Source organism: Parasphingorhabdus sp. SCSIO 66989 (assembly GCF_032852305.1).
GTDB lineage: Bacteria > Pseudomonadota > Alphaproteobacteria > Sphingomonadales > Sphingomonadaceae > Alterisphingorhabdus > Alterisphingorhabdus coralli.
On record NZ_CP136594.1, the window covers coordinates 2,808,767 to 2,829,849 of the forward strand.

The 21,083-nt window shown below is 58.6% G+C and carries 15 protein-coding genes; 13 read left to right on the forward strand and 2 right to left on the reverse strand.

Annotated elements, in window-relative coordinates:
- Positions 1-19 precede the first annotated feature (19 nt).
- The 11 genes from RB602_RS13110 to RB602_RS13160 all read left to right on the forward strand — a co-directional run bounded on the left by RB602_RS13110 (position 20) and on the right by RB602_RS13160 (position 8,702).
- On the forward strand, positions 20-1,501 hold the full coding sequence (locus RB602_RS13110; RefSeq protein WP_317081091.1) for a flagellar hook-length control protein FliK: 1,482 nt from the start codon (positions 20-22) through the stop codon (positions 1,499-1,501).
- Positions 1,502-1,543: 42 nt separating this feature from the next.
- The gene (locus RB602_RS13115; protein ID WP_317081093.1) at positions 1,544-2,110 is read left to right on the forward strand and encodes a flagellar basal body-associated FliL family protein; all 567 of its coding nucleotides are present in this window, start codon (positions 1,544-1,546) and stop codon (positions 2,108-2,110) included.
- Between the two features lie 120 nt (positions 2,111-2,230).
- Entirely contained in the window at positions 2,231-3,079 is an 849-nt protein-coding gene (locus tag RB602_RS13120; RefSeq protein ID WP_317081095.1) for a flagellar motor switch protein FliM, read from the forward strand.
- 4 nt (positions 3,080-3,083) lie between these two features.
- The gene (gene fliN / locus RB602_RS13125) at positions 3,084-3,449 is read left to right on the forward strand and encodes a flagellar motor switch protein FliN (RefSeq protein WP_406568370.1); all 366 of its coding nucleotides are present in this window, start codon (positions 3,084-3,086) and stop codon (positions 3,447-3,449) included.
- On the forward strand, positions 3,446-3,808 hold the full coding sequence (locus RB602_RS13130; protein ID WP_317081098.1) for a FliO/MopB family protein: 363 nt from the start codon (positions 3,446-3,448) through the stop codon (positions 3,806-3,808). Before fliN ends, RB602_RS13130 begins: the two co-directional genes overlap by 4 nt.
- Positions 3,809-3,813: 5 nt before the next feature.
- Positions 3,814-4,593, forward strand: a complete 780-nt coding sequence (gene fliP / locus RB602_RS13135; protein ID WP_317081100.1) for a flagellar type III secretion system pore protein FliP — start codon at positions 3,814-3,816, stop codon at positions 4,591-4,593.
- Positions 4,594-4,604: 11 nt separating this feature from the next.
- Positions 4,605-4,877 (forward strand): flagellar biosynthetic protein FliQ, encoded by a 273-nt coding sequence (locus tag RB602_RS13140; protein ID WP_317081101.1) that lies wholly within the window; start codon positions 4,605-4,607, stop codon positions 4,875-4,877.
- Entirely contained in the window at positions 4,874-5,659 is a 786-nt protein-coding gene (gene fliR, locus RB602_RS13145; protein ID WP_317081103.1) for a flagellar biosynthetic protein FliR, read from the forward strand. The genes RB602_RS13140 and fliR overlap by 4 nt, the downstream gene beginning before the upstream one ends.
- A complete protein-coding gene (locus RB602_RS13150) occupies positions 5,659-6,813 on the forward strand; it encodes an EscU/YscU/HrcU family type III secretion system export apparatus switch protein (protein ID WP_317081105.1) in 1,155 nt (384 codons plus the stop codon). The genes fliR and RB602_RS13150 overlap by 1 nt, the downstream gene beginning before the upstream one ends.
- Positions 6,814-6,861: 48 nt before the next feature.
- The gene (gene fliD, locus RB602_RS13155) at positions 6,862-8,253 is read left to right on the forward strand and encodes a flagellar filament capping protein FliD (protein WP_317081107.1); all 1,392 of its coding nucleotides are present in this window, start codon (positions 6,862-6,864) and stop codon (positions 8,251-8,253) included.
- A gap of 41 nt (positions 8,254-8,294) precedes the next feature.
- Positions 8,295-8,702, forward strand: coding sequence for a flagellar export chaperone FliS (locus tag RB602_RS13160; protein ID WP_317081109.1), 408 nt, complete (start codon positions 8,295-8,297; stop codon positions 8,700-8,702).
- A gap of 19 nt (positions 8,703-8,721) precedes the next feature.
- Here the strand turns inward: RB602_RS13160 and RB602_RS13165 are convergent, their stop codons facing one another.
- Complete coding sequence (locus tag RB602_RS13165; RefSeq protein ID WP_317081111.1) at positions 8,722-9,780, reverse strand: sigma-54 interaction domain-containing protein; 1,059 nt, start codon at positions 9,778-9,780, stop codon at positions 8,722-8,724.
- 735 nt (positions 9,781-10,515) lie between these two features.
- Between RB602_RS13165 and RB602_RS13170 the strand changes: the two genes are divergently transcribed.
- Positions 10,516-11,562: a BLUF domain-containing protein gene (locus RB602_RS13170; RefSeq protein WP_317081113.1), complete on the forward strand. Its 1,047-nt coding sequence runs from the start codon at positions 10,516-10,518 to the stop codon at positions 11,560-11,562.
- A 66-nt stretch (positions 11,563-11,628) separates the two neighbouring features.
- On the opposite strand, the gene RB602_RS13175 is transcribed toward RB602_RS13170, so the two are convergent.
- Positions 11,629-19,191, reverse strand: coding sequence for a hypothetical protein (locus tag RB602_RS13175; protein WP_317081114.1), 7,563 nt, complete (start codon positions 19,189-19,191; stop codon positions 11,629-11,631).
- A gap of 265 nt (positions 19,192-19,456) precedes the next feature.
- Between RB602_RS13175 and RB602_RS13180 the strand changes: the two genes are divergently transcribed.
- The gene (locus RB602_RS13180; protein WP_317081116.1) at positions 19,457-21,052 is read left to right on the forward strand and encodes a winged helix-turn-helix domain-containing tetratricopeptide repeat protein; all 1,596 of its coding nucleotides are present in this window, start codon (positions 19,457-19,459) and stop codon (positions 21,050-21,052) included.
- The last annotated feature ends 31 nt before the right edge of the window (positions 21,053-21,083 follow it).

Below are 21,083 nucleotides of genomic sequence, written 5' to 3' on the forward strand. Positions count from 1 at the left end.
TCATGCTTTGAGATAGGGCATGGAACTAATAGGACTCTTGACCGCCAAGCCCGTTGAAAAGGCTCCCGCCACAATCGGCGCCGATAGCGAAGCTGTCGGCTTCCACATTGATGGCGGATATGCCGCACTGGCCAGTGGCAAGCAGCCTATAGCCGAGAACGCGGATGGCGAAGTTGAACAGCCTCTATCCGACCAAGCAGATTCCGCAGAAGCGGATGCGGATGAGGATGCGACCGCGTTGCTCTCTACACTGGTGCAAGCCGATCCAGAGAATGTCCGGGCTCCAAGCACTCACCTCCCCTTTACCTTTACCCCGCCTGCTCAGCCTGAAACTGTGGCGAACACAGGCACGGCAGAGCCTGGCACAACCAGGGTTGAATTTGCGCAAAACACATCACTGCCGGCACGTATGGATTTTGGTGCGGCGATTGCCCAGCGTAACCTAGCTCAGCAAGACAATACCGGCGCGCAGGTCCAAGATAGTCCCGTTCCGGCAACTGCCGAAATAGACTTTGCGACCGCAGAGATATCTGCCAAGGCCAAGAGCGCAGTAGAGCTTGAACAAACCGTTGCGGCACAGGCAGCGCCACGGACAGCGCCTGCTTTTATCAATCAGCCAGTCACTGCTGGGGCCCAGAAGAATGTACAACCCAGGACGGACTTAGCTGGCGACAGCCCCGATGAAGACAGCGCGCTCATTGAGGGCACCACAGATGTGGAAACACTTATTAGCGACCGACCGGTTCGCGCGGAGCAAACGGTACCTACCAGCTCGCCCAAGCCAGCTCTTGTTCCGCAGAGCGCCGCCAATAGCCCGACTACAAACATTGGACCAAACGCCAGTCAGCAGGAGTCGCTGACCGAAGCCATAGACATGGCCTTCAATGACAGCATGCCGCAGGATGATGGCACAAACCCAGTGCAGCAAGCACCATCCGCCCCGCTCACTTCCGTTGAGGCCAGGGTTGAAACACCTAACCCGCTGCCATTCCAGCCAGTCTCCGCGGCGTCTCCTGCGACGGAAATGCGCGCTGCAACGACATCTTTGCCGCAAGCAAACACGCCTATTGCGTTCGATAATCGGTTCGCAGACCGCATCGCGCAAGAAGTCGCCATGATCAGCAAGACGGATCGCGGCATCTCTCTGCAGGTGACACCTGAGCGGCTTGGCACAATCAATATCGAGATTATGCAGGGGGCCAATGGCGACACGGTGCGGATGACCGCAGAAGATGCCGATGTACGTCAGATTATCGCACAGGCACAATCGCGCATTGAGCAGGAAATGCGACAGGCCGGGCAGAAGCTTAGCAGCTTTGAAGTCGCTGGCGGCGATGTGTCCGATAGTGCGGCCCAGCAGCAATTTGGTGACCAGCGGGAAGCGGGTAGCCTTAATGACAATCGCCCAAGCGAGCTCGGTTATGTCGTTGAAGCAGACGAACAGACCGACCAGCGGCAACCCCCAATCCCCGGTGACACCGCTCAGGTGCGTTACGCGTAATTTTAGCTAAACCTTTGATATTCAGTCTTTTGGAGACAGTTTGTGGCCGACAGTAACAACGCTGAACAACAAGCCGATGAGGCGCCGAAAAAGGGCGGCAAGATGAAGAAGGTCATCATGCTAGTGCTAGGCATCACCCTGGTCGGCGGTGTCAGCGCGGCGGGCGGTTTTTACTTTGCTGGCGGCGCGGCCGAGCAGGGACCGAAAAAGCCCGAACTGCCCAAGCTGGTGCTGAAAGACGGTACCGAGGTGGAGAGCGATAGCACCAAATCAGCGACAATCGATCCCAAAGAACTCCAGGTCACCTATCACCAGATGGAAAACGCCTTCACCACCAATCTTTATGGTGGCGGCTTTGCCCAGGCCGAGATTGCCGTCTCCACCCCTTATGACAAGCGCGTGATTGATGCGATTGAGGAGCATGACATTGCCGTGCGCTCGGCGATTGTGATGAAGCTCGCCGCCGGAGACTCGGCAACGCTGGAAACGCTGGATGGCAAGAAAGCAATGGCGGGTGAGCTCAAAGAGGTGATCAACGAAACGCTGCGCGAAAAGACCGGCTTTGGCGGGGTTGATCAGGTCTATTTCACCAAATTTGTCGTCCAGTAAGCGGCAGGAAAGCAGCAGACCATGGCCGCAGCCAAATCCAGAAAGCCTGTGAAAAAGGCTATAAAGGAAGCGCCCCAGCACGCTCCTGCAGAAGCAGCAAAAGTGCAGCACAGCTTTGCCATGCACGATCGTGATCAGATCGATGTCCAGCCGATGCTCAAGCGCATCGCGCGCCCATTGAGCAGTGGCATTGGTGGCGTCATGGAAGCGCTTGGCACCAGCAAGGTCAGCGTTGAAACCGGTGATATTCGCAGCGTAACCTGCAAAGACTGGTACGCACCAGGCGACGAGGCCATGGCCCATTGCCTGTTCCAGCTTGCCCCGGTCAAGGGCGCGGCGGCGCTGCGGTTGAATGCGGATTTCATCACCGTTCTGGTCGATATGTTCTTCGGCGGCGCGGTGGCTGCACCAAGCCGCACCATCAGCGAGTTTTCCCGCACCGATATGCGGTTGATTCACCGCATCGCCAATCTGATCGGCGATCAGCTCGCCAAAAGCTGGGCAGCGCATGGGCCCTTCCGCTGTACCCTGGCCGGGATCAGCAGCGAGCCCGATGAAGGCCAGATCGCGCCTGCCAGCGCCATGCTGATTATCCAGCCCTTTGATCTGGTCTATCCCGGCAATATCCGTCTCACCCTCGAGATCGCCTATCCGCTCGACATGCTTCAGAGCGCCAAGGAAATCACTACTCCGGCACAGGCGCAGACTGAGGAACCCGATGCCGACCCGATCTGGCAGCGCGATCTCGCTGATGCGCTCAGCCATGTCCATCTGCCGGTGCGCTCGGTTCTGGCACGGCCGGAAATGACTCTGCCGCAATTGGCTGAACTCAAGCCCGGTGACATGATTCCTATCCCGCCCGCACGCAATCTGCCGCTGTTGGTGGGAGACAAGATTTTCGCCCGTGGCAGCATGGGCGAGCAAAATGGAATGGCCGCATTCCGCATAGACAGCATCGAAAAAGGATAAGGCAATGAGCGATATGAACGAAGCCCCGCAACTGGGCGGGCCGGATGTGCAAGCCGCAATGGCCAATGGCACTGCACAGGAAATCGATCCGGGCAATGCCGGGCATTACCGCTTTCTGGCGGATATTCCGGTGCGCCTCTCGGTCGAGGTTGGTCAGGTCACCAAAACTCTGGCCGAGATCATGGCGCTGGAGGAAGGCGCGGTTGTCGAGCTGGGTCGTCCGGCGAATGAACTGCTCGATATCAAAGTCAATGGCGCACTCGTCGCCAAGGGTGAGATCGTTACCGTAGACGGCCGTTTTGCCATTCGCGTCGCCGAAGTGGTGACGCAGAATGTCGGCACCGGCAAGATTGAGCGCCGCGCATCATGACCTATTATATCCTCAAGCTGGTAATCATGCTGCCGATTATGGCGGTGATGATCTATGCCGCTTTGTGGACCTATCGCAAATATCAGCCGGGCCTCAGCAGCCATGTCCAGAAACGCGAATTGAAGCTGGTCGAGACCATGCCGATGGGTACTTCGGGCAAGCTGGCCGTGGTGGAATTTGCCGGGCAGAAAATCCTGCTTTCGGCAACACGCGGCAATATTCAGCATATCGCCAGTGCTGATCTGGACGTGGTCGCGGTCGAAAAGGACGTGACTGAGGCCGAATTGCAGGCGGCGCAGGTGCCTTTCCAGAACTTGATGCAGCGTGCGCTTAGCGGCGCGCGCAAGCAGGACAGCTAAACCCGATGCGGATCATACCCTTCATTCTGGCGCTGCTCGGCGCATTTCTGCTCGCGGCAGAACCGGCTATTGCCCAGACAGCAGAAGCTGCGGCAGAGGCCGGGGCATCCGAAGCACTGGGCAAGGCGCTGGACGATGTTGCCGGTGACGGCAAGCCGCTGACGCTCTCGCTGCAGATCCTCATCCTGATGAGTCTGCTGACGATTTTGCCGTCACTGCTGCTGATGATGACCAGTTTCACCAGGATATTGATTGTGCTGTCGATCCTGCGGCAGGCGCTGGGCCTGCAGCAGACACCGCCCAATCAGGTGTTGATCGGACTGTCGCTGTTTTTGTCTCTGTTCGTAATGGCGCCGACCATATCCGAGATCAATACGCTGGCGGTAGAGCCCTATGGCGAGGACGAGCTGGCGCTGGAAGAAGCGATCGAGATTTCCGGTGAGGTGTTCCACAAATTCATGGTCAAACAGACCCGCGAAACCGACATCAAATTGTTCATGGAACTGGCTGAAGAGGACGGCTTTGAAAGCCCCGAAGCCATTCCGTTCTCGATCCTGCTGCCCGCCTTTGTCACCAGCGAGTTGAAAACCGCATTCCAGATCGGTTTCATGATCTATCTGCCGTTTCTCATCATCGACCTGGTCGTCGCCTCAACACTGATGGCCTTGGGTATGATGATGCTCTCTCCGACAATCATATCGATGCCGTTCAAGCTGTTGCTGTTCGTGCTGGTCGATGGCTGGGCGCTGACCATGGGCTCGCTCGCCGGATCCTTCGTGACTTAGGGGGATAGCAGATGGAACAGTCAGATTTCTTTATCGGCATCGCCCAACAGACATTGTGGATCACCGCATTGGCCGCTGCGCCCTTGCTGATCCCGGCGCTGATGGTCGGCATCGTCCTTGGCATGGTGCAGGCGGCGACCTCGATCAACGAGGCGACGCTCAGCTTTGTGCCGAAGCTGATCATTGTGGCCGTGATGCTGGCCCTTTTTGGCGGCTCGATTATCTATCTGATCGCCGATTTCACCACCGAAACCTATAGCCGGATACCGGACCTGTTGCGATGATTGCCCCTGGCTATACCGGTGTCGAAGAACAGCTCTGGATGTGGCTGATGGCGATGATCCGCCCCGGCGCAGCGATGCTGGTCGCGCCGGTTTTTGGTGCAGGATCAGTGCCGCTGCAGCTGCGCATCATATTGTCGCTGATGATCGGCATTACCGCCAGCAGCGGCGCCGGTGTTACCGTGCCGACCGACACATTGGTAAGCTTTTCCGGCGTTCTGTTTATTGTTGCCGAAGTGCTCGCCGGTCTGGCCATGGGCTTCGCGCTACAGGTCGGTTACTCGGCCGCTTTTGTGGCCGGTGAGACGCTCAGCAACGCCATGGGTCTGGGCTTTGCCTCAATGAATGATCCGCAAACCGGTGTTTCTACGCCGGTTGTTGGTCAGTTCCTCTCTATCGTCGCCACATTGTTACTGCTAGCCATGGACGGGCATCTGATGCTGATCGCCATCATCGTCCACAGCTATGAGACATTGCCGCCGGGCAATGCCTTTATCAGCCTTGCCGCCGTGGAAGGCATTGTCGATTTTGGCGGCTCGCTGTTCGCCATGGGGCTGTTGATCGCCCTGCCCGTCGGTTCAGCATTGATACTGGTGCAGCTGGTGATGGCGATGCTCGCTCGTTCTGCCCCGGCGATGAACCTGTTTGCCGTCGGCCTGCCTGTCGCGGTGCTGTCCGGTCTGGTACTGCTCGCGATCACCGCGCCGATTATGGCGGAAACGCTGATGCAGTCGCTGACCCAGGGCCTGGAGCAATCTGAAATGGCGATAGGAGGGGCTGGCTAATGGCAGAAGGCCCCAATGGTGGCGGTGAAAAGACCGAGGCACCAACCCCGAAAAAACGCAAGGACAGCGCCAAGAAAGGCGATGTGCTTCAGTCCAAGGAGCTGGGCACAGCGCTGATGATTGTCGCTGGCACCCTCGCCTTCTGGCTGTTCGGCAGTGCACTGGTCAGCGCCTCAGGCGATGTCGTGCGCAGCGGACTGCGCTTCAACAATGCCGATATTGCCAGTTTCGATATCGGCACCCGGACGCTCACCTTGCTGACACCATTGCTGCTGCCTTTTGGCGGGCTGTTCGCGCTGCTGATGGTCGCGGCGATTGCCACGCCTGCGGTTCTGGGCTCGGCGGGGTTTCGCTGGTCGGCGGTCAAACCCAAGCCGTCCAAGCTCAATCCGATGTCGGGCCTGAAACGCATGTTCGGCACCAATGGCTTGATCGAACTGGGCAAATCGCTCGCCAAGGTGACTTTGCTCGGTGTTGTTGGCATCGTCATCATTGTCCGCTCGCTGCCGGAAATGGCTGAACTCGGCCATGGCAGCGTCAGCGCTAACCTGATGCTCTATGGCGATATGTTCAACACCACCCTGCTCGCTATGGCAGGCGCGCTGGCGATTATCGCGATGATAGATGTGCCCGCGCAAATCTATCAGCACACCAAGAAGCTGAAAATGACCAAGCAGGAGGTCAAGGACGAGAATAAGGAAACCGAAGGGTCGCCCGAGCTGAAACAGGCAGTGCGCCAGCGCCAGCAAGAGGTGCTTAACGGCTCGATCCGCAAGGGGGTTGAGGAGGCCACGGTATTGCTGGTCAACCCAACGCATTTTGCCGTCGCGCTGCGCTATGATCAGGAGAACGACGCGGCTCCCGTGGTGCTGGCACGCGGACGCGGTGGTATTGCTCAGGCAATGCGTGAGCTCGCCGAAGAAAAAGACGTGCCAATAATGCGCTACCCGGAACTAACGCGTGCAATCTACTTCACCTCGCAAGCCGGCGCGATGGTCGATGAACGGCTCTATCTCGCGGTCGCTACACTGCTCGCCTTTGTCTTCCGGCTTGATGCGCAAATGGCGAGTAAGGCCGACCGTCCGGGCATCATTGTGCCAGACGACATGCACTATGACAGTGACGGCAAAAAGGGGCGTGAAAAAAATGCCTAAATGTTTCCTAAACGCTGCCGTTGATAGTCCAAAGAAAGGGCAAAACTGATGCTGGAAAGTCTTTCAGGTCTCATTGGCGGGCAAACGGGCGTCAACTCCGCGCAGATCGTCAATGATCTGGTGCAGGTGACGCGTGAACCACGTGAGGCGCAGATACGCAATCGCCAGGATCTCAACAATGCCCGGATCTCTGCGCTTGCATCTGCCTCTTCTTCGCTCAATACCTTTGCCGAAGCACTGGACACACTGCTTGATGGTCGCCGCTTTGCCGGTGATCTGATCTCGAGCAATGGTTCGGTTGCCACCGCCGATTTTGTCAATGGACAGCTCCCGCAAGGGCTGCCGGTTACCGTTGAAGTTCAGCAGCTTGCCTCAGAACAACGCACTGTCTCGCGCACCTTTGCCAATGGCGATGCCGCTGTCGGAGAAGGCACGCTTACGCTCGATACCAGCCAGGGCAGCTTCGATATTGTTATCAACGAGGACAATGACAGCCTCGCCGGACTGCGCGACGCGATCAACGATGCCGATGCAGGCGTGACCGCGACAATCCTCACCGATGTCAATGGCGCGCGGCTGGTTCTGGCCGGGTCAGAAGGCGCGGATCAGTCCTTTACCCTCTCGGCTCCGGCAGCACCCGATACGCTCAGCGACTTTGCCTATCCACCAGCATCAGCAAGCGGTATGTCCCTGGTCTCAAGCGCCGCGAACAGCCGTATCATTGTCGATGGCGTAGAGCTCAATCTCAGCAGCAACGAAGTCGACAACGCGATCACTGGCGTCCGCCTCAACCTGCTCGCCGCCGCACCGGGGGAAGCCATCACCATCAGCGGTGACCGCCCGACCTCGAGCGTGCGGGATCTGGTGGTCGAATTTGTCGATGCCTATAATGAACTGCGCGAAGGTCTGAACAATGCAACGCGCCCCGGAACCGATGGCACCGATGGCGGACCGCTGGCTGGTAGTTCCGCCGTTCGTGATATGGTACGGCAATTGGGTAGCATGAGCTCGACTCTGCTCGCCGCTGAGGGACCCTATCGTACCCTTGCCGATATAGGCGTTCGCACCAATAATGATGGTACGTTGAGCATTGACAATGCCCGGCTGGGTGCCGTTCTGGAAACCGATATGGATGCGGTCAGCCGCATGCTCGATCCGGCCAACCCCGATGATTCCAATCCCGGACTTGCCGGGACACTCAACGCCATTCGTGACTCCCTTCAGTCAGAGGATGGCTCGCTCACACTGGCTCAGGAACGCTATAATGCCGTTGCCGAGGACTTGCGCGAAATGCTGATCGATCTGGATGATGACATTGACCGCTACCGCGCCCAGTTGGAGCAGACATTCGCCAATATGGACCGCCAGTTGGCGGTCTTGCGCTCGACCCAGAGCTATCTCGACCAACAGATATCGATCTGGAATGACACCGATAACTAATCGCTAAATATCAACCCCATTGATCCCGCAAAGGACCGACAATGAGCTTCCGCAGCCGCACGCCCGGATATACTGACAGCTATAAAAGCATGCACGCCAATCGCGTGGCCAATGCGAATCCGCATGAACTGGTCAGCATCATGTTTGAGGAATTGTTGCTCAAGCTCGATACCGCCATAGGGCATATCGAGCGTCACGATATGCCTGGCATGATTCAGGCCAAAGGCAGAGCAGCAGCAATCGTCAATGCGCTGGATGAAAGCCTCGATTTTGAGCATGGCGGCGATACCGCCATTGCGCTGGGCGTTGTGTATCGCGAAGCGTCCGAGCGCTTGGCTCGGGCAAAGGGACCAGCAGCAAAGGATATCCTGCAATCAGTGCGGCTTATGATCGCAGAGATTTACAGCGCCTGGTCAGATATCGGCAAGGCAGCGCGCAAGCGGGCATAAACCGAGTCGATAGCGCTGGTTACGCTGCCAGCGCTTCCTTGCGCACCAGATTGTGGCGTTTCATTTTTTCAACAAAGGTCGTGCGCTCCAACTGCACCAATCGCGCAGCAGCAGCCACGACGCCATCGGCTTGGGCCAAGGCCATGCTGAGCAGACGCCGCTCCTCCTGCAGCAGATGCTCTTTCAAAGAAAATGCGGGTGGCAGTGCATCTTCAAGACTATCGCCACGCATAGTCGCCAATTCAGCTTTTCCTGCTGCAGCCGGAAAAGGCTCAATCTTTGCCGAAATCGCTCCCGGATGATGTCCATGGTGCATCAGCTTTGCAATCTGCTCTGCGCCGATAAGATCATCAGGGTATATAATCTTGGCGCGCATCACCACATTGCGCAATTCGCGCACGTTTCCAGGCCAGTCATGGTCTTGAAGATAGAGCATGGCTTCACGGGTAAAGCGCGTAAAAGACTGAGAGCCATCCTTGTTACACAGGAAATGCCGGATCAACGGCTCAATATCATCGCGACGCTGATTGAGAGCGGGCACACGCAAGGGCAAGACGCACAGGCGATAGAACAGGTCTTCGCGGAACTCGCCTTTGCCGATCCGCGTTTCGAGACACTGGTGCGTTGCTGCAATCATGCGGACATCGACAGCAATATCTTCCGCGCCGCCTACCCTGCGCACCTTGCCGTCTTCCAAAATGCGCAGCAGACGTACCTGCATCGCCGAGGTCATTTCGCCGATTTCATCAAGGAATAATGTGCCACCGTCTGCGCGTTCAAAATGGCCCCGGCGCTGATTATCGGCACCTGTGAAGCTGCCTTTCTCATGGCCGAAAAACTCTGCTTCAACCAGATCCTTGGGTATAGCGCCGCTATTCACTGCGACAAATGCCTGATCCGCACGAGGAGAGACAGCATGCAGCGTGTTGGCGATGATCTCCTTGCCGCAACCTGAGGGGCCGGTAATCAATACAGAGGCATTGGTCGCGGCGGCAAATTTCAGAAAGCATCGTACTTCGTGAATGGCTGCACTGTTACCGATGATCGCCTGGTCAATCGCGATTTCGGTCTCTGGCATATTGCGTCCCCCATCATTATGACTGCATGGCTCTGGCATCGGGCCTAGGCAGCTTTTCTTTGCAGGCCGTTTAGCGGCTTAGGTAACATTGTGTAACGTAAGTTTCGTAAATGCAGGGTTAACCTCGCGGCAATTTCAGAACATGTTCACCGGCCCTGAAGCACAGCTAGGGTCAGGACCCATTAATCGCATGGATCGATGTGGCGTGCTGCGGGATTAGCTGTAAGGAGAGGCGTGCAGCAGGCAGTTATTCTGCCTGCAATCGCCTCGACGTAGCAGATCGCACGCAGCACGCCACCGCGCATCGGCTTGGTCAAAAAAGGCCAGATCGTCGTCGCTCAATCGTCCCATAGAACCACTATGCTCCTCATTCGCTCCTATATCTGGCCTTTTCTGACCAAGTCTCGACCATGTGCTTAATGAGTCCTGACCCTAGGGAAAAGTGTCATATTTGGTTTACACTTGTGCAGCCGTTCTATAGGCTACGAATCACCATCATTATTTGCATTGGTGGTCACAGCAGGAACTGACCGGAAGGGAGGCCGTGTTTGTTCCTTCGTTCGGTGAAACTGCGCTTTCACGATTGCTGCGGCTTTACTGTGTTGAAATCTGATGGTGACAAACCTCCGGCGCGGCGCGCTGGCGGAGACTCCAAGCGGAGCGCCTGTGGGGGGCGTAGATAACCGTTTCTAGCTTCCGAGGGCGCCTGGCCAGAGCGATGGCAGGAGAGGCGCGGTGACTATAGCCCAGATCGATAAGCAGTCCGTCAAAGGGCCGGATCATAATGATCTCGCGATGCTGCTCTACAGCAGTTCCGCCACCCAGGAATTCGATACAAACAAGCTGGACCAATTGATCAGCAGAGCACAACGCCGCAACCATAGCATGGGCGTTACCGGTGCCGTTTTTTATGAGCATGGCCGCTTTCTGCAATGGCTTGAAGGCCCGGCCGATGCAGTCGATACCCTTTATCATGATATCGGTCAGGACTCGCGCCACACCGATATAGAGATGGTCTGCTATGGCCGCACCGACCACAGGCTTTTCTCGCAATGGGATATGCATCTGTTTGACAAGCGCGGCCAGATTGAGAAGGCGCTGGACGGCTTCTCTCCCAACCCGCTCTACTATGATGATAAACAGGCGATTCGAGCAGCCGCGCAAAATCTGTATCGCGGCAATGATGCGCCTTTTGCCGCCATGCTGGCCAGCAAAAACCATGTCTTGTCTGACGAGATTGCTTTGTGCCACACGCTTATGCGCGACTATAATCGCATGTGGCAGGCGGATATCTGCTCTGAATTTGATATCACGCTTGGCCTGACACAGTTGCTCGCCGCCTTTCGCAAATGGCGCCAATTTGAAGATGTGCCAGTTCCGGAACCCGGACGCCGCCCTTTGCTGGTGGTGACGCTTCCCGGCGAACCCCATATCGTCGGTGCAACACTTGCTTCAGAAGCACTGATTGATGCAGGTCGTGATGTCACACTGGAATTTCCGACAAGCTATCAGGCCTTGGGAGACACCGTCGCCCGCGCCAATTATGGCGGCGTCACCGTGGTGACCAGCAGCGTCTTTTCGCGCGAGCACTGGACCCATAGAATGCACGACACAATCACCGCGGCGCGCAATGCCCTTGCCTCGGACAGCCGCATCGTCAATTGCGGAAAATTCGGCTGTGCTTCGCCCAATCTTGCCAAAAAGACAGGATTCGACGCGTGCTGCTGTTCGGCAAATGAGCTTCCGGGGTTGTTCGGCGGGGTGTCCCACGGTCACCACTGATCAGGCGATAACCTAATTGGCTTCGCCTATTCAGGCGTTCCACGTCATCGATTGGATCACATCGCTTTAGAATTCTCCTGCAATACCGGCGCGAACTGCAGTGGAATTGCCGCCGGCATAGCTGACGCCAGCGGTGACAGCGAACGGTGTTTCGCTATCGAGGCGATGCATCAGGCCGAGGGAGAAACCTACTTCTCCACGATAGACCGCGAAGTTGCTGGCATAGCTTGTCTTTCCTACCTCACTCGGGAAATGCGGGTTTGCCTGTGCTGCTATCGCTGCAATTCCGCGCTGTGCGTCTCTGTCGACGGTATTGGCGAGATCAAAGGCCGCGACCATCTGCCCTTCCAGCGTAGCAACGCGTCCGTCCAGCTGGCCCAGAGAGGCCAGGCTGAGGCTGCTTGTCCCCAAATTGCCCATGGCATCGGTGGTGACCAGGCTGACAGCGCCTTGTTGCGCCGCGTTGCTGGCATCAGACGTGATGCCCGCCGCGCGATAGGTGGAGACCTCTGAACCTAAGGCAATCAGGTTGGGCCGATCCGCAACAGCACCGGTACCAATGGCAACCGCACCATCGGCTGTCGCCATGGCACCATTGCCTAAAGCAACAGCGCCATTGCCGTTGGCGACATTAAGGTTGCCGATCGCCACCGCACCCGTGCCGTTGGCGCTGTTGGTGGCGCCCAGAGCAACGGCTCCAGTGCCGGTTGCGGTATTGGGATTGCCGATAGCAACAGCACCATCACCGCTGGCCATATTGCTATAGCCGATTGAGACGGCCTGGCCGTCCTGTGCCATGGCCTGATAGCCGATTGCCACGGAACGATCGCCTGCTGCATTGCTCTCGCCTCCCAGTGCGACCGCATCCATGCCGGCGGCGCTGGCTCCGGCGCCGGTGGAGTTGACCGCGAGATACTCCAGTTCTTCGCTATTGGTCTCTGCCAGTGCCAGCGCTGCATCCGCGTCCAGTTGTGCCTGCATGGCTTCACTGCGTGCCGTATCGGCATCGGCCTGCGCTTCGACAGCACGCTCAAAGGCGGCGTCAGCCTGTTGCAATGCTTCAGCAGAGTCCGCGCCAGCCTGGGTTGCCGTCATCATTGCATCCCGTGCTTCATCGCGCGCCTGATCGGCTGTCTGCTGCGCGGTGGCAGCATTGGCAAAGGCATCATCGGCCCGCGCCTGCGCTGCAGCGGCGTCCGCCAGCGCCTGGGTCGCATCGCCTTGCGCATTGGCAGCGGCAGCGGCATTGTTGGCGATAAGGTCGTCTTGAGCCTGATTTTGCGCCAGCGCCGTATTCGCGTCCGCCAGCGCATTATCGGCAGTAGATTGCGCAGAGGCCGCATTGGTGATCGCACTATACGCGGTCGATTGCGCAGCCGCTGCATCGGACAGCGCCTGACTGGCATCATTTTGCGCGCTTGCGGCGGCCGCGCTGTTGCCAGCAATGAGGCCATCCTGCACGAGATTATGTGCCAAGGCGTCGTCAGCACTGGTTTGAGCATTCGCCGCATCGGACAACGCCTGGCTCGCATCGCTTTGTGCCGCATCGGCAGCAGCCTGAGCTGCGCTGGCCGAGCCCTGCACCGCCTTAAGCTGTGCCACATTGGCCGCGTCGCTATCTTGCACCCCGGAGGCCACATTGACAATCTGTCGTTCATTGCCCGGTGACCCAATCGAAAGACTATTGGCACGATCAGCCACAGAACCCGCCCCCAGCGCGACCGAATTGACGACACCCATGCCGACATTCGCGCCATTGCCAAAAGCGATACTGTTTGTACCGCCAGCGCCGACCAGAGCATTTGGTCCTATCGCAATGCTGCCATCTCCGGACGCCAGCGCGCCGGTCTCGGTCGAGTTTACATCAAAATAGGCGAGCTGAACGGCATTTGCATCGGCATCGGTCTGCGCATCTTGGGCCGCGCTCTGCGCATCCGCCGCATCGACCAGCGCCTGATTGGCATCGCTTTGCGCCGCATCTGCCACCAGTCGTGCGTCAGCCGCATTGTCCAAGGCCAGAGTCGCGTCCGACTGGGCTGCATCTGCGCTCATTTGCGCATCCGAGGCATCGGCCAATGCCTGTGTCGCATCCAGCTGCGCGGCGTCGGCAATCATTTGCACGCCATCCAGCTGAGCAAGATTAACGGCATCCGTGCCCTGTGTGCCTGCCGCAACATTAGTGATCTGCCGCTCGCTGCCGACTGCGCCAACCGAGAGGCTGTTTATGCGATTGGCTACCGAGCCATTGCCCAGAGCCACGGAGTTGTCGGCGGAGGCATCGCTAGCGCGCCCAATGGCTACAGCATCTGCACCAACTGCACTGGCGGCAAGGCCGGTGCTGTTAATCGCGATAAAGGCATTGCCGCCGGTCGAGACATTGGCAATCGCAGTATTCAACTGTCCGATAGTGGCCGCGTCATTATCATCCGTGCCGCCTGCGACGTTGACGATCCGGCGTTCATTGCCCGCTGCGCCGACGGAGACCGTATTGTCCTGATCGGCTATGGAACCGGCGCCGATGGCAACAGAGTTTGCGCCGGTTACGCTCGCCGCGCCTGTGCCATTGGCGGCGAAGAAAGCCAGCTCAGCCGCATTGCTATCCGCATCTGCCTGAGCATCGGCCGCATCCGCCAAAGCCTGTGTTGCATCGGACTGCGCTGCATTGGCGCTGGCTTGTGCATCAGAAGCATCGGAGAGCGCCTGTGTCGCGTCGCTTTGGGCGCCGTCCGCAGTGGTTTGCGCTGTTGCCGCATCTGCGAGAGCCTGGGTTGCATCTCCCTGCGCGCTTGCTGCATTAATTAGGGCCTGATCGGCATCGCCTTGGGCAGTGTTCGCGCTGGTTTGCGCGGCGGCCGCATCGCTCAACGCCTGTGTCGCGTCCAGCTGCGCGGCATCGGCGATGGCCTGCACACCGTCAAGCTGGGTCAGATTGACTGCATCGGTGCCCTGTGTACCGGAAGCAACATTGGCAATTTGCCGCTCGCTGCCGACAGCCCCGACCGAGACGGTGTTGGCCCGATCTGCGACAGCGTTGGCGCCAAGAGCAACAGAATTGATGGCATTGGCCTGTGACAGCTCGCCAATCGCCACCGCATCCTCGCCCAATGCCACAGGCTGTGCGCCCGTCGAGTTGGCCACGATATAGTCGCTATCCGCTCCAGCCGAAACGCCCGAGATCGCGCTGTTGAGCTGGGCAAGGTTGACGGCATCTGTATCCTCTGTGCCGGCTGCCAGATTGACAATCTGACGCTCGCTTCCGGCGCTGCCAACGGAAACGGTGTTGGCGCGGTCAGCCACCGAAGCAGCGCCCAGGGCAACCGAATTGACCAAATTGGCTTGCGCATTTGCGCCCAAGGCAATGGCATTTTCAGCCGTAGCGCTGGTCAATCGACCGATGGCCACAGCGCTATCCGCTCCAGCTATGCTTTCCGCACCCAAACTCAGCGCGCTGGCGCCTGAGCTATTAGCTTGAATGCCAAGAGCGACCGAGTCGCGACCACCTGCATTCGACGAGACCCCAATTGCCAAGGCATTGCTAGCGCTTGCATTCGCGGACGTCGCAATCGCTACGGCATTGCTAGCGCTAGCATTAGCACCAGACGAAATTGCCACCGAATTTGAGGCGCTTGCCTGCGATCCAACCGCAATTGCTACGGCATTGGTATCGCTTGCATTCGCCTCAACCCCAATGGCGACCGCGTTTAGCGCGCTTGCCCGCGATAATTCCGCGATGGCCACGGCATTTAGCTCTGACGCTTGCGCCCCATCACCAATGGCAATCGCATTCAGCCCCGTCGCTTGGGTCAATGATCCCAGGGCGATAGCGTCGGACGCGTTTGCCAATGCATCGATGCCAACCGCGATGGCAGAGTTGCCGCTCGCGCTGGAGCCAAAGCCACTAGCGATTGCGGCTTCGCCAGCAGCCGACGACAGCGTTCCAACAGCCAATGACTGAGCACCGATCGCCTGTGCATCCTCGCCCAGCGCGATGGCATCATCGCCGGTTGCGCTGGGCTGCGCCCCGGTGGAATTGACATCGAGATAGTCGTCATCGGCGGTCGCAGCGTTGAGCTGGGCAAGATTTACCGCGTCGGTGTCTTCGGTTCCCGCGGCAACATTGACGATCTGGCGCTCGCTGCCTGCGGCGCCGACAGAGATTGTGTTCTCGCGGTCAGCTATGGCATTTGCACCGAGTGCGACTGATCCCACGGCATTGGCAGCTGTATCTGCGCCAAACGCCAAAGAGTTCTCCGCCGCAGCCAGGGCATTGGAGCCGAAACTGGCCGAATTCTCTGCTTGAGCGATAGACCTTTTGCCGATTGCGATAGCCTCGTCTGCTTCGGCAGATGCACCATCCCCAAGGGCAGTTGCTTCGACTCCCGCCGCGTTAGCGCCAGTGCCGATAGCAGTTGCAGTGGTTCCTGAAGCGATGCTTCCTGGCCCGATAGCAATACCGCCAGGTCCAGTTGCTTCACTTAATTGGCCAATTGCAATCGCCCCGGAAGCGGTGCTTCGCGCATTCGGACCGATAGCAGTGGCGAAATTCGCTTCGGCGATCGCCCCGAAACCAAAAGCTTGCGACTGCGCTCCGCTTGCCTCGGCCTGCGGACCCAGCGCAATCGCATTGAGACCACTGGCTATGGGCTGCCTCGCGGTAGAATTAACGTCGAGATAGTCGTCATCTGTGGTAGCAGCGTTGAGCTGGGCGAGATTGACCGCATCGGTATCTTCGGTGCCGGCGGCGACATTGACGATCTGCCGCTCGCTACCTGCAGAGCCGACTGAGACCGTGTTCGCCCGGTCTGCGATTGAGGCCCTCCCCAGTGCGACCGATAATGAAGCATTTGCCTCCGCATCTCCACCAAGCGCCACAGAGTTATCCGCCACAGCCAGCGCTTGAGAGCCGAGCGCAGTCGAATTACTGCCCTGCGCATTGGCATCATCACCAACAGCCGTTGCATTGTCTGCTTCGGCGATGGCCGAGCTGCCGATAGCAGTTGCCTGGAAGCCCATTGCATCAGCGCTGTTGCCAACAGCAAGAGCTCCAAAGCTGGTAGCAACGGTTCCAGACCCGATGGCCATAGCGCCAGTCCCATCCGATGTGCTGAGACGCCCCAGTGCGATGGAGTTTGAGCCACTGCTTGTTGCATCACGGCCGATGGCGATGGCACTTACTCCAAGCGCCTGCGCGCCATCTGTTCCGCTGTCTTCGCCATCACCGCCAATAGCAATGGCGCCATCCGCGGTGGCGTCGGACGCGCGACCTACGGCCACTGCCTGTCGCCCTGTAGCTTGCGCGATGCCGCCAATGGCAACTGTATCGCCTCCACTTGCTACCGCAAGGGTGCCGAAAGCGACACTTGATGCGCCGGTCGCACTCGCTTCTGTGCCGACACTGGTCGCACCCGTCAAAGTTGCCACGGCCAATTGGCCGACAGCCACAGCTCCGGTGGCGCTGGCAACAGCATCAGCCCCGATGGCGGTCGCCAACCCGCCCGTTGCCTGAGCGCCCAGACCGTCGAGACCAGAGCTGTCGCCGCCGATGGCGACGTTACCTTCATCTGTAGCGATGCTGTTATTGCCGATGGCGATGGCATTGTTGGCATCGGCAAAGGCGTTGGTGCCCAGAGCGCTCGCATTGTCCGCGTTGGCAAAGGCATTGTTGCCCATCGCGCTTGCATTGATCCCAGTGGCGAAAGACCCTGTGCCGAACGCCAGTGAATTGGCACCAGGAGCTTGGGCGCCCGAGCCAAAGGCCTGAGCGGAGAGGCCGCTGGCTTGAGAGCCGGTCCCGACCGCAACGGCGAATACTCCGCTCGCATTGGCACTCCGGCCAAGCGCGATACCTTCTAAGCCAGCGGACGACGAAGCGGATCCAATGCTGATGGAATCGCCGCCTGCCGCTCTTGCATCGAAGCCCATGGCAAGCGATGCCTCGCCCCCGGCATTGGCCCGCCGACCAAAGGCTGCTGATGAAGGCCCACTCGCCAAGGAATCGTTGCCGATAGCGGTTGCGCGACTATCGGCTGCGGTCGCGCGGACGCCTATGGCCGTTGCGTTGATCGCATCGGCAGCAGCGTTATCACCGATCGCAAGGCCGCCATCAGCGCGCGCGACGGCGTCGTGGCCAATCGCCACCGCCGAAACGCCAGAACTGTTGGCCTGGTCTCCCACAGCAATCGAAAGGGTATTGCTGGCAACTGCGCTATCGCCGATTGCCAGCGATTCTTGCCCACTGGCGATTGCGCCCGCGCCCAGGCTGATCGCTTCGGGATTGGAAGCGACAGCATCGCCGCCAATCGCAATCGTCTCGGCACCAGAAGCCTGCGCGCCCAGAGTATTACCATCTGAAAGATCGCCGCCTATTGCGATAGAACCGGAATTGGTCGCACCGCTTTGCTGCCCCAGGGCAACTGCGGCGAAGCCGGTAGCCAAGGAATCCGCGCCCACTGCAACAGTTCCGTCGGTTTGTGCGCTCGCTCTGGTGCCCAAGCTAATGGCGTTTGATCCAACAGTAGTGGCCGACCGTCCCAATGCGATGCCAAACGCTCCCATTGTGTTGGCCTCTTGGCCGATGGCGATGCTTTCCAGGTTTATCGCAGATGCTCCAACACCGAGCGCAATCGCATCCAATCCGCTGGCCGTCGGCAGCGTCCCGGTGGAATTAACGTCGAGATAGGCGGCACTTGCGGTTGCGGCGTTGAGCTGGGCGAGATTGACCGCGTCTGTGTCCTGGGTTCCCGCTGCGACATTGACGATCTGGCGCTCACTTCCGGCAGAGCCCACAGAGACCGTGTTGTCGCGGTCAGCGAAGGAGCCCGCGCCGAGCGCGACCGATGCGAGACCATTTGCGGTAGCATTCGACCCGAAGGCGATGGCTTCATCGGCATTGGCGGCGGTGTCCGTACCAATCGCGATGGCCTCGGCCGCCAGCGCCTGAGCGCCAACATTGCCGTCGTCACCACCATCACCGCCAATAGCAATCGCCCTGTTCTCGGTTGCCTCGGAGCGATCACCAACACTGAGTGAAGCAATGCCGCCCGCATCAGCCTCTCGGCCCAGTGCGATGGCGGCGGTTCCAATGGCATCCGCATCATCACCTATGGCAACGCTTCGGTTCCCAGACGCAACAGAGGCATTACCAATGGCAACTGTGTCAACAGCTTCTGCTCTGGAGGCATCGCCGATGGCGATCGCATTTTCTCGGCTCGCCGTTGATTGCGGGCCAATTGCCAACGCGTTCTCACCCTCAGCCAACGAGTTGCGCCCCATAGCGAGAGCGCCTTCTGCCAGCGCGTCTGCATTGGAACCCAGAGCGGTTGCGCCATTGCTGTCTGCTGTCGCACCATTACCAAGAGCTGTTGCATTGTTTCCCGTTGCGGTGGCAGAAGCCCCTATAGCGGTTGCATTATTTCCGGTTGCATCGGCCCCGACGCCGCAAGCCAAGGAGTCGTTGTCACCGTTCGAATTGGCGCCGCCATCATTGTCGCCCGGGTCTGCGATGCCATTGTCATTGCGATCAAGCAAACAGTCCTCCGCCTGTGCAGGCTCTGGTGTGAGCAGCACAGCGGATGCTGTGGCCAGAGCACAGGCAGAAAGAATCGTAGAGCTGAGAAGACGGACACGCATTTGCAAACCTCCCAAAAACATGCCGACGGCAAGTCATGCTGGAAGCAGGAAACAATTGCAGCGTCGGGCCGAGGCCAGGGTCAGGACCCTGACACCCCACGCCATCTGCGTTCTTTCACGATTGGCCGCTTTGCAATCGACCTCGTAAAATCCTCGACATTTCCAAAACAAATCACAATAATCCGACGCAGATTTGTGTCGGCGCTATGCTCTGCTGCCTTTGCGAGCAGAGTTTTCGGGCTGACTCGCTGATTGGCAAAGTCGCATGCTGTACCGATTTGACGGCTATTCACTGGACAGCGACAGGTTCATCCTGACGGACGAGGCTGGCGAAACCATCCCGCTCGAGCCACGCGCCCTGGAGCTTCTCCTCCTACTTGTCCGACATGCCGGCAAGATGGTCAGCAAAGAAACCATCTTTCAGGAGATATGGGGCAGACTGCACGTCTCGCGCTCGGTGCTGCCATTTCAGGTAAGCGCGATCCGCAAAGCGCTTTGCGACACGCAAAAGCCGTATCGCACTGTCGAGACTGTACATGGCAAAGGCCTGCGGTTTTTGGTTCAAGTGCAGCAGTTTGAAGACCCGGACCGACCAATTCCGCATGCCGCTATTGTTGCGGCTGACATATCGGCTCCTGCGGGCGAACGTGACCAGCTGCAAAGCAGTCTTATCGGGAAACGACCCGGCATAGCTGTCTTGCCCTTCACCCAGCGCAAAGAAGAGGACGCGCCGCCTGGTCTGGGCTCGGCGATTGCTGTGGATGTGATCACCGCTCTGTCGCGCCAGACTTCGCTGCGGGTGACCGCGCGGGGCTCCAGCTTCCTGCTTGATGGGCCCAATGTGTCGCCCTTGGCTGTCAGGTCAGCGCTCGGCACCGACTATAGCCTGAGCGGCCAGATTTCATCGGCTGGAGAGAAGCTGCACATCTATAGCGAACTGGCAGACACCCATGGCCAGCATATCGTCTGGGCCGATACATTCGAGATTGATCTGCGCGGTGTCCATCAAACACGCGATATGATTGCCGGGCAGATTGTTGACCATATCCAGAGCGAGGTATCGCGTGCCGAAGCCAAGCGAGTACGGTTGCACCAGCCTGAAAGCCTGACCGCATGGCAGGCCTTTCATGTCGGCGATGCCCTCCTGTTTCGCCGCGGGCAGGACAATATATTGCGTGCGCGGACATATTTTGAGCGATCGGTTGCCATCGACCCCGACTTCGCCCATGCCTGGGCCGGGCTGGCGCACACCTATGCATTTGAGCTTATTCACAAGCCATTTGGTGACAACCGTCTGGCGAACCGGATGCTGATGCAATGCGCCGAGAAGGCGATGCGCGCTGATCCCCATGATCCAGCCGCGCATATGACCATGGGGCGCGCCGTCGGTATGAGCGACAGCAGGGAGTCGCCCGAACCATGGCTCGATACTGCGGTGAAACTGGCACCCAGCTACGCCTTTGCGCATCAGCAACTGGGATTGTTTCTCTCTACCGGCGACAATCGGGAAAAGGCGACAGAACACTCCAACGCCTCGATCCTGTTAAGCCCGCTCGGCCCGGAACGCTTCAGCAGCTACGCCAATCTCGCGGTTATCCATTTCCGATCTGGCGATGTTCCGACCGCTATAGAATGGGGTCGGAAGGCCGGACTTGTGCCCTATGACGATGCCTATGCTCTGGTAACAGGTTTGTGTGCCAACCATCTGGGCGGCGATCAGGAGGCGGCGGCTGGTATAGCCAATCGCTTCAAACGCGCTTTCCCGAACATGCAACAGCGCGACATTCTTTCAATCTACGATGACGAAGACGACATGCGAACCGCTATCGGCGCGATCTATTCGGCCTATGGTATCGATTGAGGCAGATTGATCGCACACGACCGGTATTTCT

Excerpts from the sequence above, each read along its gene's own strand:
- RB602_RS13110 (WP_317081091.1), top strand. The coding sequence starts at position 20 with ATGGAACTAATAGGACTCTTGACCGCCAAGCCCGTTGAAAAGGCTCCC.
- RB602_RS13120 (WP_317081095.1), top strand. The coding sequence starts at position 2,231 with ATGCACGATCGTGATCAGATCGATGTCCAGCCGATGCTCAAGCGCATC.
- fliN (WP_406568370.1), top strand. The coding sequence starts at position 3,084 with ATGAGCGATATGAACGAAGCCCCGCAACTGGGCGGGCCGGATGTGCAA.
- RB602_RS13130 (WP_317081098.1), top strand. The coding sequence starts at position 3,446 with ATGACCTATTATATCCTCAAGCTGGTAATCATGCTGCCGATTATGGCG.
- fliP (WP_317081100.1), top strand. The coding sequence starts at position 3,814 with ATGCGGATCATACCCTTCATTCTGGCGCTGCTCGGCGCATTTCTGCTC.
- RB602_RS13140 (WP_317081101.1), top strand. The coding sequence starts at position 4,605 with ATGGAACAGTCAGATTTCTTTATCGGCATCGCCCAACAGACATTGTGG.
- fliR (WP_317081103.1), top strand. The coding sequence starts at position 4,874 with ATGATTGCCCCTGGCTATACCGGTGTCGAAGAACAGCTCTGGATGTGG.
- RB602_RS13150 (WP_317081105.1), top strand. The coding sequence starts at position 5,659 with ATGGCAGAAGGCCCCAATGGTGGCGGTGAAAAGACCGAGGCACCAACC.
- fliD (WP_317081107.1), top strand. The coding sequence starts at position 6,862 with ATGCTGGAAAGTCTTTCAGGTCTCATTGGCGGGCAAACGGGCGTCAAC.
- RB602_RS13160 (WP_317081109.1), top strand. The coding sequence starts at position 8,295 with ATGAGCTTCCGCAGCCGCACGCCCGGATATACTGACAGCTATAAAAGC.
- RB602_RS13165 (WP_317081111.1), bottom strand. The coding sequence starts at position 9,780 with ATGCCAGAGACCGAAATCGCGATTGACCAGGCGATCATCGGTAACAGT.
- RB602_RS13175 (WP_317081114.1), bottom strand. The coding sequence starts at position 19,191 with ATGCGTGTCCGTCTTCTCAGCTCTACGATTCTTTCTGCCTGTGCTCTG.
- RB602_RS13180 (WP_317081116.1), top strand. The coding sequence starts at position 19,457 with ATGCTGTACCGATTTGACGGCTATTCACTGGACAGCGACAGGTTCATC.